The 18328-nt window shown below is 36.4% G+C and carries 18 protein-coding genes; 14 read left to right on the forward strand and 4 right to left on the reverse strand.

Going from position 1 to position 18328, the window contains the following annotated elements; genetic code table 11:
- The first annotated feature begins 52 nt into the window (after positions 1-52).
- The 11 genes from nhaC (at position 53) to ribB (ending at position 10967) form a co-directional block, all read left to right on the forward strand.
- Positions 53-1540 carry a Na+/H+ antiporter NhaC gene (gene nhaC / locus L1967_RS05910; RefSeq protein ID WP_249600805.1) on the forward strand — a complete coding sequence of 496 codons (1488 nt, stop codon included), beginning with the start codon at positions 53-55 and terminating at the stop codon, positions 1538-1540.
- 165 nt (positions 1541-1705) lie between these two features.
- Positions 1706-2344 carry a peroxiredoxin gene (locus L1967_RS05915; protein ID WP_249600879.1) on the forward strand — a complete coding sequence of 213 codons (639 nt, stop codon included), beginning with the start codon at positions 1706-1708 and terminating at the stop codon, positions 2342-2344.
- 117 nt (positions 2345-2461) lie between these two features.
- A complete protein-coding gene (locus L1967_RS05920; RefSeq protein WP_249600806.1) occupies positions 2462-2776 on the forward strand; it encodes a thioredoxin family protein in 315 nt (104 codons plus the stop codon).
- Positions 2757-3008, forward strand: a complete 252-nt coding sequence (locus L1967_RS05925) for a DUF6952 family protein (protein WP_249600807.1) — start codon at positions 2757-2759, stop codon at positions 3006-3008. The genes L1967_RS05920 and L1967_RS05925 overlap by 20 nt, the downstream gene beginning before the upstream one ends.
- Before the next feature lie 186 nt (positions 3009-3194).
- On the forward strand, positions 3195-3695 hold the full coding sequence (tpx, locus tag L1967_RS05930; protein WP_249600808.1) for a thiol peroxidase: 501 nt from the start codon (positions 3195-3197) through the stop codon (positions 3693-3695).
- A 1-nt stretch (position 3696) separates the two neighbouring features.
- Positions 3697-4065 (forward strand): diacylglycerol kinase family protein, encoded by a 369-nt coding sequence (locus L1967_RS05935; RefSeq protein WP_249600809.1) that lies wholly within the window; start codon positions 3697-3699, stop codon positions 4063-4065.
- A gap of 83 nt (positions 4066-4148) precedes the next feature.
- Positions 4149-5144 carry an alpha/beta fold hydrolase gene (locus L1967_RS05940; protein ID WP_249600810.1) on the forward strand — a complete coding sequence of 332 codons (996 nt, stop codon included), beginning with the start codon at positions 4149-4151 and terminating at the stop codon, positions 5142-5144.
- A gap of 114 nt (positions 5145-5258) precedes the next feature.
- The gene (locus tag L1967_RS05945; protein WP_249600811.1) at positions 5259-7670 is read left to right on the forward strand and encodes a DNA translocase FtsK; all 2412 of its coding nucleotides are present in this window, start codon (positions 5259-5261) and stop codon (positions 7668-7670) included.
- A gap of 15 nt (positions 7671-7685) precedes the next feature.
- Positions 7686-8327, forward strand: a complete 642-nt coding sequence (lolA1, locus tag L1967_RS05950) for an outer membrane lipoprotein periplasmic chaperone LolA1 (protein WP_249600812.1) — start codon at positions 7686-7688, stop codon at positions 8325-8327.
- Positions 8328-8337: 10 nt separating this feature from the next.
- Positions 8338-9783, forward strand: coding sequence for an LptF/LptG family permease (locus tag L1967_RS05955; RefSeq protein ID WP_249600813.1), 1446 nt, complete (start codon positions 8338-8340; stop codon positions 9781-9783).
- Between the two features lie 35 nt (positions 9784-9818).
- The gene (gene ribB, locus L1967_RS05960; RefSeq protein ID WP_249600814.1) at positions 9819-10967 is read left to right on the forward strand and encodes a 3,4-dihydroxy-2-butanone-4-phosphate synthase; all 1149 of its coding nucleotides are present in this window, start codon (positions 9819-9821) and stop codon (positions 10965-10967) included.
- On the opposite strand, the gene L1967_RS05965 is transcribed toward ribB, so the two are convergent.
- The gene (locus L1967_RS05965) at positions 10964-11596 is read right to left on the reverse strand and encodes an NAD(P)H-dependent oxidoreductase (protein ID WP_249600815.1); all 633 of its coding nucleotides are present in this window, start codon (positions 11594-11596) and stop codon (positions 10964-10966) included. The genes ribB and L1967_RS05965 overlap by 4 nt on opposite strands.
- 124 nt (positions 11597-11720) lie before the next feature.
- On the opposite strand from L1967_RS05965, the gene L1967_RS05970 reads away from it, so the two are divergent.
- Positions 11721-12350 carry a SanA/YdcF family protein gene (locus tag L1967_RS05970; RefSeq protein ID WP_249600816.1) on the forward strand — a complete coding sequence of 210 codons (630 nt, stop codon included), beginning with the start codon at positions 11721-11723 and terminating at the stop codon, positions 12348-12350.
- A 74-nt stretch (positions 12351-12424) separates the two neighbouring features.
- Entirely contained in the window at positions 12425-12781 is a 357-nt protein-coding gene (locus L1967_RS05975; protein WP_249600817.1) for a phage holin family protein, read from the forward strand.
- Here the strand turns inward: L1967_RS05975 and L1967_RS05980 are convergent.
- Entirely contained in the window at positions 12768-13907 is a 1140-nt protein-coding gene (locus tag L1967_RS05980; RefSeq protein ID WP_249600818.1) for a PepSY-associated TM helix domain-containing protein, read from the reverse strand. The two genes, L1967_RS05975 and L1967_RS05980, sit on opposite strands and share 14 nt — an antisense overlap.
- 96 nt (positions 13908-14003) lie before the next feature.
- Complete coding sequence (locus L1967_RS05985) at positions 14004-16466, reverse strand: TonB-dependent receptor (protein WP_249600819.1); 2463 nt, start codon at positions 16464-16466, stop codon at positions 14004-14006.
- A 207-nt stretch (positions 16467-16673) separates the two neighbouring features.
- Here L1967_RS05985 and L1967_RS05990 point away from each other — a divergent pair, with 207 nt between their 5' ends.
- The gene (locus L1967_RS05990; protein ID WP_249600820.1) at positions 16674-17465 is read left to right on the forward strand and encodes an HAD family hydrolase; all 792 of its coding nucleotides are present in this window, start codon (positions 16674-16676) and stop codon (positions 17463-17465) included.
- Positions 17466-17541: 76 nt separating this feature from the next.
- Here the strand turns inward: L1967_RS05990 and L1967_RS05995 are convergent, their stop codons facing one another.
- Positions 17542-18288, reverse strand: coding sequence for a Gmad2 immunoglobulin-like domain-containing protein (locus L1967_RS05995; RefSeq protein ID WP_249600821.1), 747 nt, complete (start codon positions 18286-18288; stop codon positions 17542-17544).
- Between the last annotated feature and the right edge of the window lie 40 nt (positions 18289-18328).

The raw sequence follows: 18328 nt of genomic DNA on the forward strand, positions 1-18328 counted from the left end.
TCTTCTATTTACCAAATCTTGAATTTTAGAAATAAAACCCTCTAAAAACTGAATGGAAAACCACACTACCCACTCTAAAGAAAACGTCGACAAAAAAGAATTGAGTATTTGGGCTGCATTAATCCCTGTTTTTGCGCTCATCATCATGCTTGGTTTTAATGTTTTGGTAGTTTATGGAGATGAGGCCTTAAGTGGTTCTAATCAGTTTATTTTACTTTTAGGAGGTGCTGTAGCGGCAATCGTAGGGTACTTTAATAAGGTGAAGTTCGACACTATGATCGATGAAGTCGCTAAAAACATCCAAAGTACAGCGGGAGCGATTTTAATCTTATTAATGGTTGGAGCTTTAGCAGGTACGTGGCTAATTAGCGGAATTATCCCTACCATGATCTATTATGGTTTGCAAATTCTAAATCCTACAATTTTCCTGGCAGCAACAGTAGTAATTTGTTCTGTTATATCGGTAGCAACAGGAAGTAGTTGGACAACTTCTGCAACCGTAGGTATCGCTCTGGTTGGTATTGCCGACGCTTTGGGCATCCCGTTAGGAATGACGGCGGGAGCTATTCTCTCTGGCGCTTATTTTGGTGATAAAATGTCTCCATTAAGTGACACCACCAATCTTGCACCAGCAATGGCGGGAACAGATTTGTTCACCCATATTCGATACATGGCCATTACGACGGTACCAACGATTGTAATCACAATATTAATATTTGTAATTATAGGTTTTAATTTAGACACCAATGGTTCTACAGATACCACGGCTATTTTAAATGCTATTGAATCGTCTTTTCATATTTCGCCCTGGCTATTTGTTGTACCGGCCTTAGTCATCTTTTTAATTGTTAGAAAGACTTCGCCACTTATAGCCTTACTTATAGGTACTTTACTTGGTGCCGTTGCTGCACTTATTTTTCAGCCAGACATTGTTCTTGAAATTAGCGGAAGCGATGAACTAACTTTTGTTAGTGCTTACCGCGGAATTATGGATGCCATTACCGTAGATACCGCAATAGAAACACAATCCAAAGCTTTAAATGATCTTTTTGCTTCTAGTGGAATGGCCGGCATGCTAGGAACTATCTGGTTAATTTTATGTGCCATGGTTTTTGGCGGAATTATGGATGCCATTGGTGCGCTAGCCAGAATTAGTAAAGCCTTACTGAATCTCTTTGATAGTGTATTTGGCCTTTTTGCAAGTACCGTTGTTAGTTGCCTGGCACTTAATATTACAGCATCAGACCAGTACCTGGCCATCGTAGTACCTGGAAAAATGTTTGCCAAAGCGTATAGAGATAAAGGTCTAGCCCCAGAAAATCTTAGTAGAACCTTAGAAGACTCAGGGACGGTAACTTCAGTTTTAATTCCATGGAATACTTGTGGTGCATATCATAGCGGCGTACTTGGGGTGCCGGTAATTTCCTATATGGGATATTGTTTTTTTAATTATTTGAGTCCGTTTATGACCTTATTATTCGCAGCATTCCGCATAAAAATTAAAGAGCTAAGCACTTCAGCAAACGCACATACCGCGTAGCTTTCCGAAGAAAATAGAATACCCCTATAAGAATATTCTTTCGTAATAATCAAATTCTATCACAGTATAAAAATTAAGAATTTGAATTGCATGGATGCATCAGTCTCTTGGGTTATATTTGCACTGCAATTAAGAAAAGAAAGTAAAACCCAAAAACAACAAGATATGTCTATTGTAGGTAAAAAATTTCCAAACCTAAGCGTTAACGCTATGAACGATTTAGGAGATACATTTAAGTTAAATGTATTAGAGGAGGCTCAAAAAAATAATAAAAAAGTATTGTTATTCTGGTATCCAAAAGATTTCACATTTGTTTGCCCAACAGAATTACATGCTTTTCAGGCTGCTTTAGAAGAGTTTGAAAAAAGAAATGTAATGGTAATTGGGGCTTCTTGTGATACTCCTGAAGTTCACTTTGCATGGCTAAACACTCCTAAAGATGATGGCGGAATTGAAGGTGTTACTTATCCAATATTAGCAGATTCTAACCGTAACTTAAGTTCACGTTTAGGAATTCTTGATATCACAGGAGAAACTTACGATGAAGAGACTGGTGATATTACTTTAGAAGGTGATAATGTAACCTATAGAGCTACTTATCTTATCGACGAAGAAGGAACCGTATTCCATGAAGGTGTTAACCACATGCCACTTGGACGTAACGTACAAGAATTCTTAAGATTAATCGATGCTTATACTCACGTACAAAAGAATGGTGAGGTTTGCCCGGCAAACTGGGAAGAAGGTAAGGATGCAATGAAAGCCGATAGAAAGGGTGTTGCAGATTACCTTAGCTTAAACTAAAAAGTTTTAAGTAGCATTCTCATTTTGTGAGATAAGCTAAAGAAAGACTTAAAAAATATTTTCATCTCGGGATGTTATCCCGAGATGTTACTATCCTAATTTGGGAAAAAAATTGCTATGATGAAGACATTAGATCAAGATAATTTAAGTGAAATTGTATCCAATAATGAAACTGTAGTGGTACAGTACATGGCTGGATGGTGTGGTAATTGCCGACTTATGAAACCGAAATTTAAAAAATTATCGGGAGAAAATGAGAACGCAACATTTATTTTAGTGGATGCTGAAAAGTATCCGGAAAGTAGAAAACTGGCAAATGTAAATAACCTGCCGACTTTTGCCACATTTAAAAATGGAGAATTTGTAAATCAGGTTCAAACGAATAAGTTTGACGTTCTAAAAGACTTAGTAAATGAAGTTACCAGTAATTAAACACTTGCAACGTAATAATGAAGCAGATAAGCTTCAGGCAACTGTAGAGGTTCTGGAAAGCTTTACCGAACACCGATCGGTTTCTGACGAAGAAATGGATGTTATTGGTGAATTAATCACTAATATTTGTGGTGCTATAGAAGTTCATAAAATGGTAAGCGAAGAAGGAATGAAAGATACAGATGCTGCCAATGCTTTTGTGAAAAAAGTTTTAGGATCTATAGATCAGTAAACTCTCTAAGGGCAAGCCTAGGAGAATTTAATATCGATTATTGAGTAAAACGTAACGATAAAAACACCAAAATCGGGTTAATTGTTAATTCAGTTCACCCGATTTTTGTTTTATGATAATTTTAGTATCACTCCATTACAAATAGTCTAAATTTAGCTGAACTAAACCTTAACCAAATTTATTGCTATGTCTGAAATATCGTTTAAAGGCGAAAGAGTGATTACTTATGGCGATCTGCCGGCGATTGGTGAAAAAGCACCACATTTTGACCTTATAAAAACCGACCTGTCCAAAGCCAAATTAGAGGATTTTAAAGGGAAACGAGTTATCCTTAACATTTTTCCCAGTATTGATACCGGAGTTTGTGCAACTTCTGTACGAAATTTTAATGAAAGAGCAACCGATTTAGACAATACGGTAGTGCTTTGTATTTCTAGAGATTTACCTTTTGCACAAAAAAGGTTTGTAAATGACGAAGGTTTAAAAAATGTTATTAACTTGTCTGACTTTAAAGAACGTGAGTTCGGGAAAGACTACGGGGTAGAAATGATCACCGGTCCTCTAGAAGGGTTACTTTCCCGCGCAGTTATCGTTCTGGATGAAAATTTAAATGTAATCCATACCCAGCAAGTGCCAGATATCGTTGAAGAACCAAATTATCTTGCTGCGTTAAAAACGCTTTTATAAAATGAAAGATAGTTTCCTTGGGAAACGTATTCGTGGTGGTGGTTATGCTTTAAAAGGTGCATTGCTACTCATAAGAAATGAGCCCAGCATACAGGTACAATTTGCTATTGCTATAGTTGTAACTGTTGCCGGGTTTTATTTTGATATTACCAAGACCGAATGGATGTTTCAGTGTATCGCTGTTGGAATGGTAATGAGCGCTGAAGGACTAAATACAGCCATAGAAGCTATTGCCGATTTTGTGCATCCTGATTTTCATCAAAAAATAGGGCATATTAAAGATGTTGCCGCCGGCGCCGTATGTATTGCAGCTTTTGTAGCCATTATTATTGGCTGTATAATTTATATCCCATACTTGCAGGCTTTATAAGGTATGCAAGTTAAATTTATTGTAAAGTAATTTATACTTTTACCTAGCCTTGAAGAACTTTTTAAATTTAGGAAAAATTTTCTATGAAAAAGTTTCCTTTCTTATTGCTCTTTATACTTTCCGTTAGCGTAAAAGTTCAGGCTCAGGATATAAAAGAACTTGGACTGATGCTCGAAAATTACGAGTATCCCTATCTTGTTTCTTTTTATCATTTTAATGCGCAAAAACATGCGTATAAAATGGCGTATATGTATATCCAACCAGGGCAAAATAACGGAAAAACCGTAACCTTGCTTCATGGTAAAAATTTTAATGGCGCGTATTGGGAAACAACCATCGATGCTTTAGTCAAGGAAGGCTTTAATGTTTTAGTACCCGATCAATTAAGCTTCGGGAAATCCAGCAAACCACAAGATTTTCAATATACATTTCAGCAATTAGCCAAAAATACCAAAGGATTGATCGATTCTTTAGGGATCAAAGAAACTACCATATTGGGGCATTCTATGGGTGGAATGTTAGCCACTCGTTTCGCTTTAATGTATCCTGAAATTACTAAAAATCTGGTGCTGGTTAATCCCATTGGTTTAGAAGACTGGAAACTTAAAGTGCCTTACCAAAGCGTTAACGACTGGTATAAAAATGAAATTGGAAAAACCTACGAAGACATTAAAAACTACCAAAAAGAAAGTTATTATGACAGGCAATGGAACAAGGATTATGCAAAATGGGCCAAACTTTTAGCGGGATGGACACTTAACAAGGATTATGATCGTATCGCCTGGAATGCCGCCTTAACATACGACATGATTTTCACGCAACCGGTCGTATATGAGTTTAGCGAAATTACTGTTCCTACCCTACTAATAATAGGAACAAGAGACCGTACTGCTTTGGGCAAAAATTTGGTCTCTAAACAAGTAAAATCGACGATGGGATTATATGAAAAACTAGGCAAAACAACCCAACAAAAAATCCCTAATGCCCAGCTAGTTGAAATTCCAAACACGGGTCATTTACCGCATATAGAAGCCTTCGATAAATTTATTCATCCACTTCTAAACTATCTTAAAAAATAAAGCATCTTGATCGGCGTTTTTTTATAAAACAGACCTCTTTTAAAATTGAATTTTATTTTCTTTATTTTAGAAGGGGCTAATTTGTATTTTTGCCAAAATTCCGAAAAACCACGCATGGCCAAAAAGAAAACCAGAACTAAGAAAACCACTAAAAATTCAAAGAAATTTTCGTTAAGGCTTAACCGGCACCAAAAAGTGGTACTGGGTAGTTTTCTTATGCTTTTTGGGTTAGCCCTTATCGTGGCTTTTGTGTCCTTTTTATTTAACTGGCAGGCCGATCAAAGTACCTTACAGGAATTTAGCGACCGTAGTGTAGAAGCCAAAAACTGGTTAAGTAAATTTGGTGCTTTAATTAGTGATTTCTTTATTTACCAAGGGTTTGGCATCGCATCTTTTTCTATTGCGGTGTTAATCACCATATCTGGAATTTACTTATTTTTTGGAATGGCTTCCAGGAAACTGGCTTCATTTTGGTTTTGGGGAACTTTAGTCATGATCTGGCTATCGATCGTACTCGGTTTTTTCACCAAGCATGCTATTTTGGGTGGTACCATAGGTTTCGAGATGAACGATTTTCTTCAGGATTACTTAGGTTTTTTTGGCACTGTCCTTCTCCTTTTTTTTCTTTTTATTGCGTACACGGCTTTACGCTTAAAGCTTACGCCAGAAATGGTAGGTAGTTTTGTAAAAACTAAAAAAGACGACATTAATGCCGAATTTAAAGCAGCGAAAGAAGCTTCTGTACAAAAAATGACCGCTAATGTCACCGATGAAGAGCAAGATTGGAAGAAGCAAATTATAAGCACGGAAGAAAAACCTGTGGTAGACGATACTGCTCCTGAAATTGATTTTGAAAATAACCTTTCTGAAGTTAATAGTTCTTCAGAAAAAACACATATCAATTATACTTCCGAAGAAAAAGAAAAGGAAACCGAAGAGCTTGCAATGGAGGTAGAAACTGCGCCCGAAGAAGAAGTAGTGGATGAAGATAATCGCAGTAAAAAATTAGTGAGCGATTTTGGCGAATTTGACCCAACATTAGAGCTTGGAAATTACAAATACCCTACGCTGGAATTATTACAGGATTATGGCGGTGGCATTACCATTAATCAAAAAGAGCTTGAGGAAAATAAGAACAGGATTGTAGATACGCTTAAAAACTACAAGATCGAGATTGCACAAATTAAAGCTACCGTTGGACCAACGGTAACCCTATATGAAATCGTTCCTGAAGCCGGAATCAGGATTTCAAAAATTAAGAATCTTGAAGATGATATCGCCCTTTCCTTAGCGGCATTAGGAATAAGGATTATCGCGCCCATCCCGGGAAAAGGAACCATAGGTATTGAAGTTCCTAATAAAAACGCCACCATCGTTTCTATGCGATCGGTGATTGCTTCGCCTAAATTTCAAAATGCCGAAATGGAACTGCCAATGGCATTGGGTAAAACCATTAGCAATGAAACTTTTGTTGTAGATCTTGCCAAAATGCCACACATGCTTATGGCAGGTGCGACAGGACAGGGTAAATCTGTCGGGCTTAACGCGATCCTTACTTCCCTACTCTATTGTAAACATCCTGCGGAAGTAAAATTTGTACTGGTTGATCCTAAAAAGGTAGAATTAACGCTTTTCAACAAAATCGAGCGTCATTATTTAGCAAAATTACCCGATACCGAAGATGCAATAATTACCGATAACACCAAGGTTATCAATACGCTAAACTCTCTTTGTATCGAAATGGACGATCGTTACGAACTACTTAAAGATGCCATGGTTCGTAATATCAAGGAATATAACGTGAAATTTAAAAACCGAAAGTTAAATCCTGAAAACGGACATAAGTTTTTACCTTATATCGTACTGGTAGTCGATGAGTTTGCCGATTTAATTATGACTGCAGGTAAGGAGGTTGAAACACCTATAGCACGTTTAGCACAGCTTGCACGGGCGGTAGGAATTCACTTAATTATCGCAACGCAAAGACCATCGGTAAACGTCATTACAGGGATTATAAAAGCAAACTTCCCGGCACGTATTGCTTTTAGGGTAACCTCTAAAATCGATTCTAGAACGATCCTGGATGGCCCGGGAGCCGATCAGTTAATTGGTCGTGGGGATATGCTTTTCACTCAGGGAAGTTCGATGAAGCGTTTACAGTGTGCTTTTGTAGATACCCCTGAAGTTGATAAGATCACCGAGTTTATTGGATCGCAAAAAGCCTATCCAGATGCCCACATGCTGCCAGCTTATGAAAGTGAGGAAAGTGGCACAGGACTTGATATAAATGTGAACGACAGAGATGGGCTATTTAGAGAAGCCGCTGAAATTATTGTTACCGCCCAACAAGGATCGGCATCATTATTACAGCGAAAACTTAAAGTAGGATACAACAGGGCCGGTAGAATTATAGATCAATTGGAAGCCGCCGGTATTGTAGGACCTTTTGAGGGAAGTAAAGCAAGACAAGTTTTATTTACAGATCTGGCAGCTTTAGAGCAATTACTTAATGAAGAACCTAAATAAAGAAATAAAAGTAAAATGAAAAAAATAGTATTTCTAATACTTGCATGTTTTAGCCTTGGAATACAGGCTCAGAATTCTCAAAAAGCTGAGCAACTTTTAAATGAAGTTTCAAAAAAGGTAAGCAGTTATGACAATATGGTGATCGATTTTAAATATGCTTTGGAGAATACTTCAGAAAATATTCATCAGGAAACTCGTGGCGATGCGAGCATAAAAGGTGATAAATATGTGTTGAATTTTATGGGCACCACGCAACTTTTTGATGGTAAAAAAGTATACACCATAATACCAGAAGACGAAGAGATTAACATCTCTAATTATGTTGCTGAAGACGAGAATAACATCACACCATCTAAAATGTTTACCTTTTATCAGGACGGATATAATTTTGACTGGGATATTACACAAAATGTTAACGGAAGAACCATCCAGTATGTAAAATTAACTCCAAAAGATAGCGATGCTGAGGTAAAAAATATTTTATTGGGAATCGATAAAGAGACCAAAAATATTTATAATCTTATCCAGACTCAGCCAAACGGGACTAAGATTACGATTACGGTAAAAAGTTTTAAAACCAATCAGTCTCTTGCTCAAAATCTATTCACTTTTGATGAGAGCAGATATAGCAATTATTATATTAATCGATTAGATTAATCTTACATCCTTGAAAATATTAGACAGGTACATACTGGTAAGTTATCTACAAACGTTCTTTACCGTTTTTATTATTTTGATGTTCATTTTTGTACTTCAGGCTATCTGGTTGTACATTGGTGAACTTGCAGGTAAAGATTTAGATGTTGCTATCATTCTAAAATTCCTTTTGTACACCACACCAAAGTTGGTACCTATGGTATTACCGCTAACCATATTGTTAACTTCAATTATGGTTTTTGGTAGTTTTGCCGAGAATTATGAGTTTGCTGCTATGAAATCTTCAGGGATTTCTTTGCAGCGGGCCATGCGTGGTTTAACCGTATTTATTTTGTTGGTAAGTGTCACCGCTTTTGTTTTTGCCAATAATGTGATTCCTGCAGCCGAGTTTAAAATTATAAATCTCCGTAAAAACATTGCGAAAATGAAACCTGCCATGGCCATTACCGCAGGTGTTTTTAACGAAGTTGGAAATATTAATATAAAGGTTGATAAAAAAACCGGGGATAATGATCAATATCTGCATGATGTCATAATTCATACAGGCACAGAGCGTGGTGGTGATTACACGGTAATAAAATCGAAAGAAGGGGAATTAGTAAGTAGTGAAAATTCGAATGTATTATCTTTAATCCTTACCGACGGAAATTACTATCGAGAGGTACAACCCAGTGACTACTCTAAAAGAGATCATAAACCTTTTATGAAAAGTTACTTTAAAGAGTACACTATTAATATCGACCTGTCTGAATTAAATCAGGTGGATATGGAAGACGAAAGTTATACCACCCAAAGTATGCTTAGGATTGGTGAGCTTACTAAAAGTATCGATAGTTTTTCGGTTTCATTAAACGAACGTAAAGAAGCTTTCGCTACGTCGATGTATAGTAGAACGGGGGTTAAATCGTTAGATATCAATTTCACTCCCGCAGAATCAGATAAATACAAAAGCTTTAAACACTCTATACTCGATAACTATAATAGCGATCAATCTCAACGAATTGTAGATGATGCGATTAGAACTACTAATGCTGCAATTTCTCACCTTTCTATTAAAAAACAAGAGTTTAAACAAAGTGCAAGACGCTTAAACAAATATGAAATTGCATTACATGAAAAATATGTACTTGCGGTAGCCTGTATTATACTCTTTTTTGTTGGTGCCCCTTTAGGTGCCATTATTCGTAAAGGAGGTATGGGCCTTCCTATGGTGATTGCAATTGTTATTTTCCTCACTTATCATTTTATAGGAATTTTCGCTAAAAACAGTGCAGAAGACGGTAGTGTTAGCCCGTTTATAGCGACGTGGCTTAGTACATTAATTATGCTGCCACTGGGCGTTTATTTTACCTATAGAGCCACTACAGATCAGGGATTATTTTCTTTTGATATGTTTACTGAACCTATCTCGAAATTCTTGAAAAAGATAGGATTGGTAAAGCCTAAAGACAAATAGATTAAATACCTTTGCTAAACTAAAAAAGCTGCAAAATGTCAGGAATTAATGAAGGACATAAATCCTTTAAATTAAATACAATTAAAGAGGCTATTGAAGACATCAAAGCTGGTAAAGTTGTTATTGTAGTAGATGATGAAGATCGTGAAAATGAAGGCGATTTTGTTGCTGCTGCCGAAAAAGTAACTCCACAGATGATTAACTTTATGGCTACTCACGGCCGTGGATTAATTTGCGCACCTATTACCGAGGATCGATCTAAAGAATTAGGATTAAACCTAATGGTAGATGATAATACCGTTTTACATAACACGCAATTTACGGTTTCTGTAGATTTAATAGGACATGGTTGCACCACAGGAATTTCTACTCACGATCGTGCAAAAACCATAAAAGCATTAACCGAAAAAGAAACCAGGCCAGAAGATTTAGGACGACCAGGACATATTTTCCCGTTACGGGCTAAAAATGGAGGCGTTTTAAGAAGAACCGGGCATACAGAAGCTTCTATCGATCTTGCCCGTCTTGCAGGGCTGCAATCGGCAGGGATTTTGGTTGAAATCTTAAATGAAGATGGTACCATGGCCAGACTCCCAGAGTTAATGGAAGTCGCCAAAAAATTTAATCTTAAAATTATTTCCATAGAAGATTTGGTGGCGTATCGTATGCAACACGATTCGCTTATTGTAAAGGAAGAAGATTTTAAAATTAAAACCAGATTTGGCGAGTTTAGGTTAAGAGCGTTTAAACAAACGACCAATAATCAAATTCATATTGCGCTTACCAAAGGTTCGTGGACTAAAGAAGAAGAAGTTCTGGTACGTATGAATTCTACTTTGGTAAATAATGATATCTTAGGCACCTTAACCAATGATGCCGATAAGAAGTTAGATAGTATGTTTAAGGCATTGGATAAAGATGGTAAAGGGGCAATTGTATTTATTAATCCTGCCGCTAAACCGCTAAGCCTTTTAAGCAGATTGGCAGAACTAAAAGAAAGCCAGAAAGAAGGTGTATTAAAAGCACCACAGCCTTCTATGGATAATAAAGATTTTGGGATAGGCGCACAAATATTACATGATCTTGGCATTCATAAAATAAAACTGCTTTCTAATTCTAAACAAACCAAACGTGTAGGTATGATTGGTTATGGTTTAGAGATCGTAGATTATGTAAATTATTAATAAATATTGATAATGGTATCTTCTTCAGATCGTCTTACTTTTTTAAAACTGGAGAAGATATCATCTTTAGCACGATAGCCAACCGGTAATACCAAAACCGACTTTAGATTTTTTTCCTTAAGATTTAAAAGTTCGTCGTAAGCTTCTGGTAAAAAACCTTCCATAGGACAGGCATCGATCTCTTCAGTGGCGCATACGGTAAGCAAAGTTCCTAAAACCAAATATGCCTGATTTTTGGCCCAAATCGCAAGTTCTTCATTCGTTTTTTTTCCGAAGTCTTCCACCAGAAAATTTTTAAACGGATCTAAAATCTCATCGGGAGTTTCACGAATTTCCTTTACCCGCTCAAAATAATTCAGAATAAATTCTTTATCTACATGATCTTCAATACAAATTACCAGTACATGCGAAGCGGTAGAAAGCTGCGCCTGGTTCATTGCCTTTTCCTTTAAGGATTCCTGCAACTGTTTATTTTTCACCACTACCAGTCGTATAGGCTGCAATCCATAAGAGGTTGCTGTTAAATTAAAAGCCTGCTTTAAAACATCGATTTTCGTCTCGGGTAATATCTTTTCAGCATCAAATTTTTTAACTGCATAGCGCCATTGCAAAGCTTTTATATTGCTCATTTCTTTTCTTTTTTTGCTAATTTAAACAATGCGTAAAGTAATTGTAACGTTAATGCATAGAAATAACTAATTCGTCTAAATTTATTGGTTATCTTCGAAATTAAAATGAAAAAGAAAAAGATACATGCGGTTTCTTAAGAAATCTATTCTTTATACGGTAATTCTAATTGTACTCGGTATTTTAATTACTCTTGGATTAGAAGCTTTTATAAAACAAGATATATCTAGCCGTATGTATGCCAAAATCGATGAAGTTCCCAACGCAAAAACCGCTATCGTTTTAGGTGCCAGTGTCTATTCAGACGGGAAGCTCTCCCCTATTCTACAAGATCGGGTAGATACGGCCATCGATCTTTTAAAACATCATAAAGTAGAAGAAATTTTAATTAGCGGTGATCACAGTAGCGATAATTATAATGAGGTTGATGCCATTGCCAATTATCTAAAAAAACACGGTATATCCCGTGATAAATTAATTTTAGATCACGCCGGTTTCGATACCTATGATAGCATGTACAGGGCATCTAAAGTTTTTAATATTACCGATGCCATTGTAATCACACAACAGTTTCATTTACCCAGAGCACTTTTTATCTCCAAACATTTAGGACTGGATTATTACGGATTCGAGGCGAAAGAACGTGAGTTTAAGATCGAAAACAAGATCATGAAACGCGAAAAACTGGCAAATTACAAAGCCTTGTTTGAAGTTATTTTTCAAACTAAACCTAAAGTATTAAATAAGAAGATTTAGTTAAACTTTTTTTTAATACTTAAGCCATAAGACTTGTTTTCGTATTTTTCAGATAACAATTACAACCTTACATTATGTTATCTGCAATTATACATATTCTTATCGATGCTGTAATCCTAATGGTCGCGGCTAAATTCCTTAATAAAGTTCATCTTAAAAGTTTTAAAACGGCTGTTTTGATCGCTTTGCTTGTTGGAGTGCTAAGCTTCTTTTTAAGCTGGTTGCTCACCGCTGTATTAAATATCGCCACCTTGGGAATGTTTTACTTTTTAGGCTTAGGCTTTGTGACACGAATTGTTGCTTACGCCATAATTATTGAAATTGCCGACCAGTTAAGCAGCGGATTTAAAACCGATGGATTTTTACCTTCCCTGTGGCTTGCCGTCATACTGGCTCTTTTTGGAAGCATCATAGACGCTATGCTATTTTAGCGATTTTTGGTTTTCTCTTTGGCTTTTTAAATTTTCTGCCATACCAGATATAAAAGCCGGTAATGGGTAAAGCAGCAACAAAAAGACTGCATAAAAAAGCGATAATTTTACCCCAAAGCCTAAAATACTGGCCGGTATGCAAACCATACATCATTTCCTGAAGTTGTAAACCTGCACTTTTGGAAGAATAACCAGATTGGTATAAAAGCTCCCCGGTTTTTGGATGAAATTGATAATTAGATTGATGATCAAAATGAAGGGATTTAGGATAAGCTCCTGTAATAATGGGTGAACTGTCATCCTGCTTCCAAACAAAGTACATTCCGCTGTTGGGTTGTAATTTTCTGGTTTGTTGAAAAGCCAGATCAATAGCTTTTTGCTGATATTGTTTATTTTCAGCAGGCTTTTTTAATACTGAAGTAAAAAAATCGGATTCGTATCGTTCTCCCAAATTGGCCACCAAATAAAATGCATCATGCACTGGTTTATAAACGAACGTTAGGCCCGTAATGGCCAGAATCACCGCTATAACTGAAGTATAAAAACCGGTAACATTATGCCAATCGTAATTAATCCTACGCCAGCGGGCATGCCATTTTACCGATAATCGTTGTTTTAGATACTTTATTTTTTTAGGCCACCAAAGCACGATTCCGCTTAGTAATAATACCAAAAAAATAACAGTTGAAATTCCCACAATTTGCTTTCCTATATGCTGCGGAAGTAATAAATACATGTGTAATTCTTCAATAATACTAAAGAACTCGGTGTCCAGATTCACTTTTTTTATCAATTTCCCGGTATAGGGATCAAAATTCAGTAAAAAATTAGTTCCATTTTCAGTAATACTAACCGTCGCGGGGCGAGTATCGCCATTGTAAACCACCATCGATGTTTCAACATCTGGTTGAAAATTATTGGCTTTTTTCAACAAAAAAGAAGGTGCTATAAATGCCGAATCTTGAGGTACTACAAATCGATAATCGTAAAAAGCATCTTTTAATTCATCATGAAAAGTAAAAATACAGCCGGTAATCGCTACAATAAAAACAACAATTCCAGAGGCTAATCCCAAGCATAAATGGATTTGATGAATGATTGTTTTAAAAGCGCTTTTACCTGCCATCCTAAAATTTTGAACAAATGTAATAAAAAGAGAAAGCCGGACACTTTTAAAGCATCCGACTTAAACACAAACTAACTAGAATAAAGTTATATATGATTAGAATTTATAAGTGAAGTTAGCCGATAGATTTCGCCCAACTTGTGGGTTAATGGTAGACCATCCATTATAATATTCTTCATCGTTTAGGTTATTCAGTTTTAACGTAATCCCGAATTTATCTGTTTGATAAAATAAAGAAGCGTTTAAAACCGTGTAATCATCTAAAGTAAAAGTACCGGCGACATTTCTGTTAAAAATCATATTCTCGCTACCGTAATTTCCGCCAAAACCGGCACCAAAACCATTAAGAGCATTTCCAGAGAATTTATAGGTTGCCCAAAGGTTTGCTAAATTTTTAGGCCCTGCACTTTCTGGACGTCGATTTAGAAAATCGTCTCCCTGGGTGCCTTTGGTAAGTTCGCTTTCATTATAGCTGTAATTCGCAATAATATTTAATCCTTTTACAGGAGATGCCGTAATGCTGGCTTCGAAACCACGGCTGTATAATTCACCTCCCTGAGTGTAAACTTGTGGTGCGATGGTCATTACCGTATTGGTTACTTCAATATCGTAATAGGATAACGTCGCTGCTAATTTATTATTAAGCAGGTTAAGTTTAACCCCTCCTTCCAGCTGGGCTGCATGTTCTGGATCAAATTCATAATTCACAGAGTTTCCATCCAAATCTTGTCCTACCTGTGGTGCGACGTTACTAAAACCGTCCTGATAATTAGCGAATATCGATACCTTGTCTAAAACCGGCTGATACACTACACCAAATTTTGGTGACCACGCGGTCTGGCTATTGCTTTCGCTTTCAAAACGATCTACACGTAAACTTGCCATAATCGATAGAGCCTCGATAGGATTAAAAATTTCTGAAACATAGGCACTATATATTTCCTGTCTTGAAATTGAAGGAGATATTTCTGAATTTTGGAAAAGGGCATCTACACCAGACTCCGATAAAATTCCGCTATCATAATCGGTGATATACTTATTTGGATCTGTGATTCCGTATACACTAGCATTTACATTTTCTGCACTGGCATCACCAATATAAATTAAACCATTACGAAGATACCCGGTTCCACTATTTCTAACTTCACGATTGTAATAATCTAAACCGGCAACGATACGATTTCTCATTTCTCCGATTTCAAAATCTCCAATAAAATTCTGCTGAATATCGGTTGTTAATGTTGTAGAATTTTGGTGATTCATTTGTCTGGCGAAAACAACCCCGTCTTCTAAAGCTGTTCCGTAAGGTGCATTATCGCCCATAAAGATTCTAGTTCCTTCGTATAAATAGGAATAATACCCTCTTGCTTTTGCTGAACTTTGAGAAAACGCTGTTTGTGAAGTCCAGCTATCAGATAACTTATAGTTCATTTGAGCCTGAATGCTATACATAGGATTTTCTATTCCTAAATCATCTGAAGTATAGGAGCGGTTATTATCGTAACCTAACTCCTCCAGGTTATTTACCGCCAGCTCTGAGCCTCGGTCTAAGAAAAGCATGGTTTGATTGGTACTTTCTACCTGATAGATTTCTGTATTGATTAAAAATGAAAGTCGGTCGTTTACCTGATATGATAAAGATGGAGCGAAGAAGAATGATTTTCTAAAACCTGCATCCTGAAAACTCTCCTGAGTGTGGTAAGCTGAGTTCACCCTTAAATTAACACCCTGACTTAAAGGTAAATTTACATCTGCAGTTAACCTATTTAAACCATAACTTCCCGAAGTATAAGAAACATTGCCACCAAAACCATTATATGGTTTTTTAGTAACCACGTTAATCAAACCTCCATAAGAAACTACTGAACTACCATATAGAGTTCCAGAAGGACCTTTAATGACCTCGATAGTCTCGATGTTTTGTGGATCTGGACTACCGTTGGTTAACGCTGGTAAACCATTGGTTAAGTTTGGCTGTACGGCAAACCCTCTTAACGAGTAATAACCGGCACCATCAGATCCTCTACCTGTAGATTCCCATAATTTGGTGATCCCGGCAGCATTTTTTAATGCATCATCAAAATTAGTAACGATCTGGCTTTGCAATAACTCCGCAGTGATCGAATTATAAACCTGCGAGTTCTCCATTCTGGATAACGGCAATTTAGATACATACACACTAGAGCTTTTGGTAAACTCGTTCGTCTTATTTTCAGCATTAAGAAGTACTTCTCCTAATTGCTCTTCACTTCCTATTAAAACAACAGGAGCAACTTCTGTGATCGCTCCACCTTCAACCGAAACATTGATTTGTGTTGACTTATAGCCTACATAAGAAAATTTGATCGTATAGGTTCCCGGCCTAACATTGCGTAATTCGTAAAATCCATTTTGATTGGTTTCAGTTCCCGTATAAGTACCCTCTAAAGCTACATTTACATTAAAAATGGGTTGATTAGCACTATTTACAACCTGTCCTTTTAGTGTTCCAGAATTTTGAGCAAATCCTAAAGAAGAAATAACTAAGGATAAAAATAGTAGTAGTTGTTTTTGCGACATTTTTTTAGATCTATTTATTTAGACTGTTTTTAAATAACTTCGCAAATGTATAAACCTCTGATCATTTTCAAAAGTTAATTCAGATTTATTTTAAATAAAAATAAGCCTTCATTTTACAAAACCGCTTCTTAACGAAACATTAAATTAATAGGTCATAACATCAGGTTTTCATATAAACCGCTATATTTAAGCTTTTAAAAAAATGCTATGATCAAATTAATAATCACAGATATGGATGGTACTTTGTTGGACGACCAGCATAATATTCATCCAGAATTCTGGGAAGTAGAAAAAAAGCTTCGTGATAAGGGGATAATGTTTTCTGTAGCCAGCGGACGGCAATATTATAACCTGGTGTCTAATTTTGAACAACTTAAGGGCCACATGATGTTTTTCGCTGAAAACGGAAGCTATGTGGTACATCAGGATAAAGAATTATATACCAACACCATGGATCGTGAACAGGCTAACGAGTTTATAAAACTTGGCCGCGAAGCTAAAAACTGTAATCTGGTTTTATGCGGAATAAATTCGGCTTATGCTGAAAGTGACGATGAAGAGTTTATTACTGAAGTTGGTAAATACTACAAACGCCTGGAAGTTGTAGAAGATCTTACCACAGTTGAAGATAAAGTCTTAAAAGTTACGCTTTGCAATTTTGAAGGGGTGGAAGAAAATACGTTCCCGAAATTCGAGAAATTTCAGGATGATTTTAAAGTCGCTATTGCTTCCAGAATTTTTATAGACATTATGTCCAACACCGCCAATAAAGGAAATGCAATTAAAGGCGTACAGGAAGAATTAAATATTTCTCCTGAAGAAACCATGGTTTTTGGTGACTACTTAAACGATCTTGAAATGATGCAGAACGCCAAGTACAGTTACGCCATGAAAAATGCACATCCTGAAATTATCAAAGTAAGTAATTTTGTAACGAAATACGATAATAATGAAAACGGAGTGGTACGAACAATCCGTGAGTTAGGATTAGTGGATTAAGCTACTTGTATAAACAACTGCTAAAATTAAAATTGTATAAAATTTCAACTAAAACATCTCGCAATTGCGAGATGTTTTAGTTGATGATAATATTGGTTTTGTCTACTCCGCTATTTCCTGTTTTGGGATCAAAAGCGTATACGGTAATAGTATAATTGCCTTTATTTAAATCGATATTCCCAGAAAATGTACTCGATTTTTCAGTTTGTTGAAGTGCTACTTCTTTAAAAAAACCTTCAGCTTCTACTACGGCTTTAATTTCAAAGCCACTGGCATCCCATAGGCCGCCTTCTTCAACCGGGCAGCCACACATCATTACAACATTCACTTTAATTTCCGTAGAAATACCACCGGGAATACGCTCATGGGTTTGCGGACTCAAAATATCGATGATAAAACCGGGAATTTCAAGAACAACACCGTCGCCCATAATATCCTTCCCCGGGATTACCCAAAGTTGCGTGGTCGTTTTAACTGTGGCCTGTTTTTTATTTATGGGGGCATAGGCTTCAACTTCGATAAAAGTGGGTGATTTTATATCTAATTTGGCCAGAAAACCTGCTGTATTATTTTCTGAAAGATCCTGATAGCGTACTTTAGGTTGTTTCATGATCTTTTCGGTATTGCCTGTACTCCCAAAAGTAATTCCTTCTGCAAGTATTTCTTTAGTCAGCGCATTCCTAACCATAATTTTTGCGCCCCCCACAGAGGTACCAATAAATTTGGCATCTTTGGCTTTGGCGCGTATCATCACATTGGTTTGGGACATGCCATTAAAACTGATGAGTAAAATAAGTAATGTACAAAGGCCGAAAAGTTTCATATAATTTCTTTTATTGAAATATAATAAAAGATAAGAAACT

The sequence above is a fragment of the Zunongwangia pacifica genome (genome assembly GCF_023499215.1).
Lineage (GTDB): Bacteria > Bacteroidota > Bacteroidia > Flavobacteriales > Flavobacteriaceae > Zunongwangia > Zunongwangia pacifica.

Excerpts from the sequence above, each read along its gene's own strand:
- L1967_RS05965 (WP_249600815.1), bottom strand. The coding sequence starts at position 11,596 with ATGAGCAATATAAAAGCTTTGCAATGGCGCTATGCAGTTAAAAAATTT.
- L1967_RS05945 (WP_249600811.1), top strand. The coding sequence starts at position 5,259 with ATGGCCAAAAAGAAAACCAGAACTAAGAAAACCACTAAAAATTCAAAG.
- lolA1 (WP_249600812.1), top strand. The coding sequence starts at position 7,686 with ATGAAAAAAATAGTATTTCTAATACTTGCATGTTTTAGCCTTGGAATA.
- L1967_RS05985 (WP_249600819.1), bottom strand. The coding sequence starts at position 16,466 with ATGTCGCAAAAACAACTACTACTATTTTTATCCTTAGTTATTTCTTCT.
- L1967_RS05980 (WP_249600818.1), bottom strand. The coding sequence starts at position 13,907 with ATGGCAGGTAAAAGCGCTTTTAAAACAATCATTCATCAAATCCATTTA.
- L1967_RS05915 (WP_249600879.1), top strand. The coding sequence starts at position 1,706 with ATGTCTATTGTAGGTAAAAAATTTCCAAACCTAAGCGTTAACGCTATG.
- L1967_RS05935 (WP_249600809.1), top strand. The coding sequence starts at position 3,697 with ATGAAAGATAGTTTCCTTGGGAAACGTATTCGTGGTGGTGGTTATGCT.
- L1967_RS05925 (WP_249600807.1), top strand. The coding sequence starts at position 2,757 with ATGAAGTTACCAGTAATTAAACACTTGCAACGTAATAATGAAGCAGAT.
- L1967_RS05970 (WP_249600816.1), top strand. The coding sequence starts at position 11,721 with ATGCGGTTTCTTAAGAAATCTATTCTTTATACGGTAATTCTAATTGTA.
- L1967_RS05990 (WP_249600820.1), top strand. The coding sequence starts at position 16,674 with ATGATCAAATTAATAATCACAGATATGGATGGTACTTTGTTGGACGAC.
- nhaC (WP_249600805.1), top strand. The coding sequence starts at position 53 with ATGGAAAACCACACTACCCACTCTAAAGAAAACGTCGACAAAAAAGAA.
- L1967_RS05995 (WP_249600821.1), bottom strand. The coding sequence starts at position 18,288 with ATGAAACTTTTCGGCCTTTGTACATTACTTATTTTACTCATCAGTTTT.
- tpx (WP_249600808.1), top strand. The coding sequence starts at position 3,195 with ATGTCTGAAATATCGTTTAAAGGCGAAAGAGTGATTACTTATGGCGAT.
- ribB (WP_249600814.1), top strand. The coding sequence starts at position 9,819 with ATGTCAGGAATTAATGAAGGACATAAATCCTTTAAATTAAATACAATT.
- L1967_RS05975 (WP_249600817.1), top strand. The coding sequence starts at position 12,425 with ATGTTATCTGCAATTATACATATTCTTATCGATGCTGTAATCCTAATG.
- L1967_RS05920 (WP_249600806.1), top strand. The coding sequence starts at position 2,462 with ATGATGAAGACATTAGATCAAGATAATTTAAGTGAAATTGTATCCAAT.
- L1967_RS05940 (WP_249600810.1), top strand. The coding sequence starts at position 4,149 with ATGAAAAAGTTTCCTTTCTTATTGCTCTTTATACTTTCCGTTAGCGTA.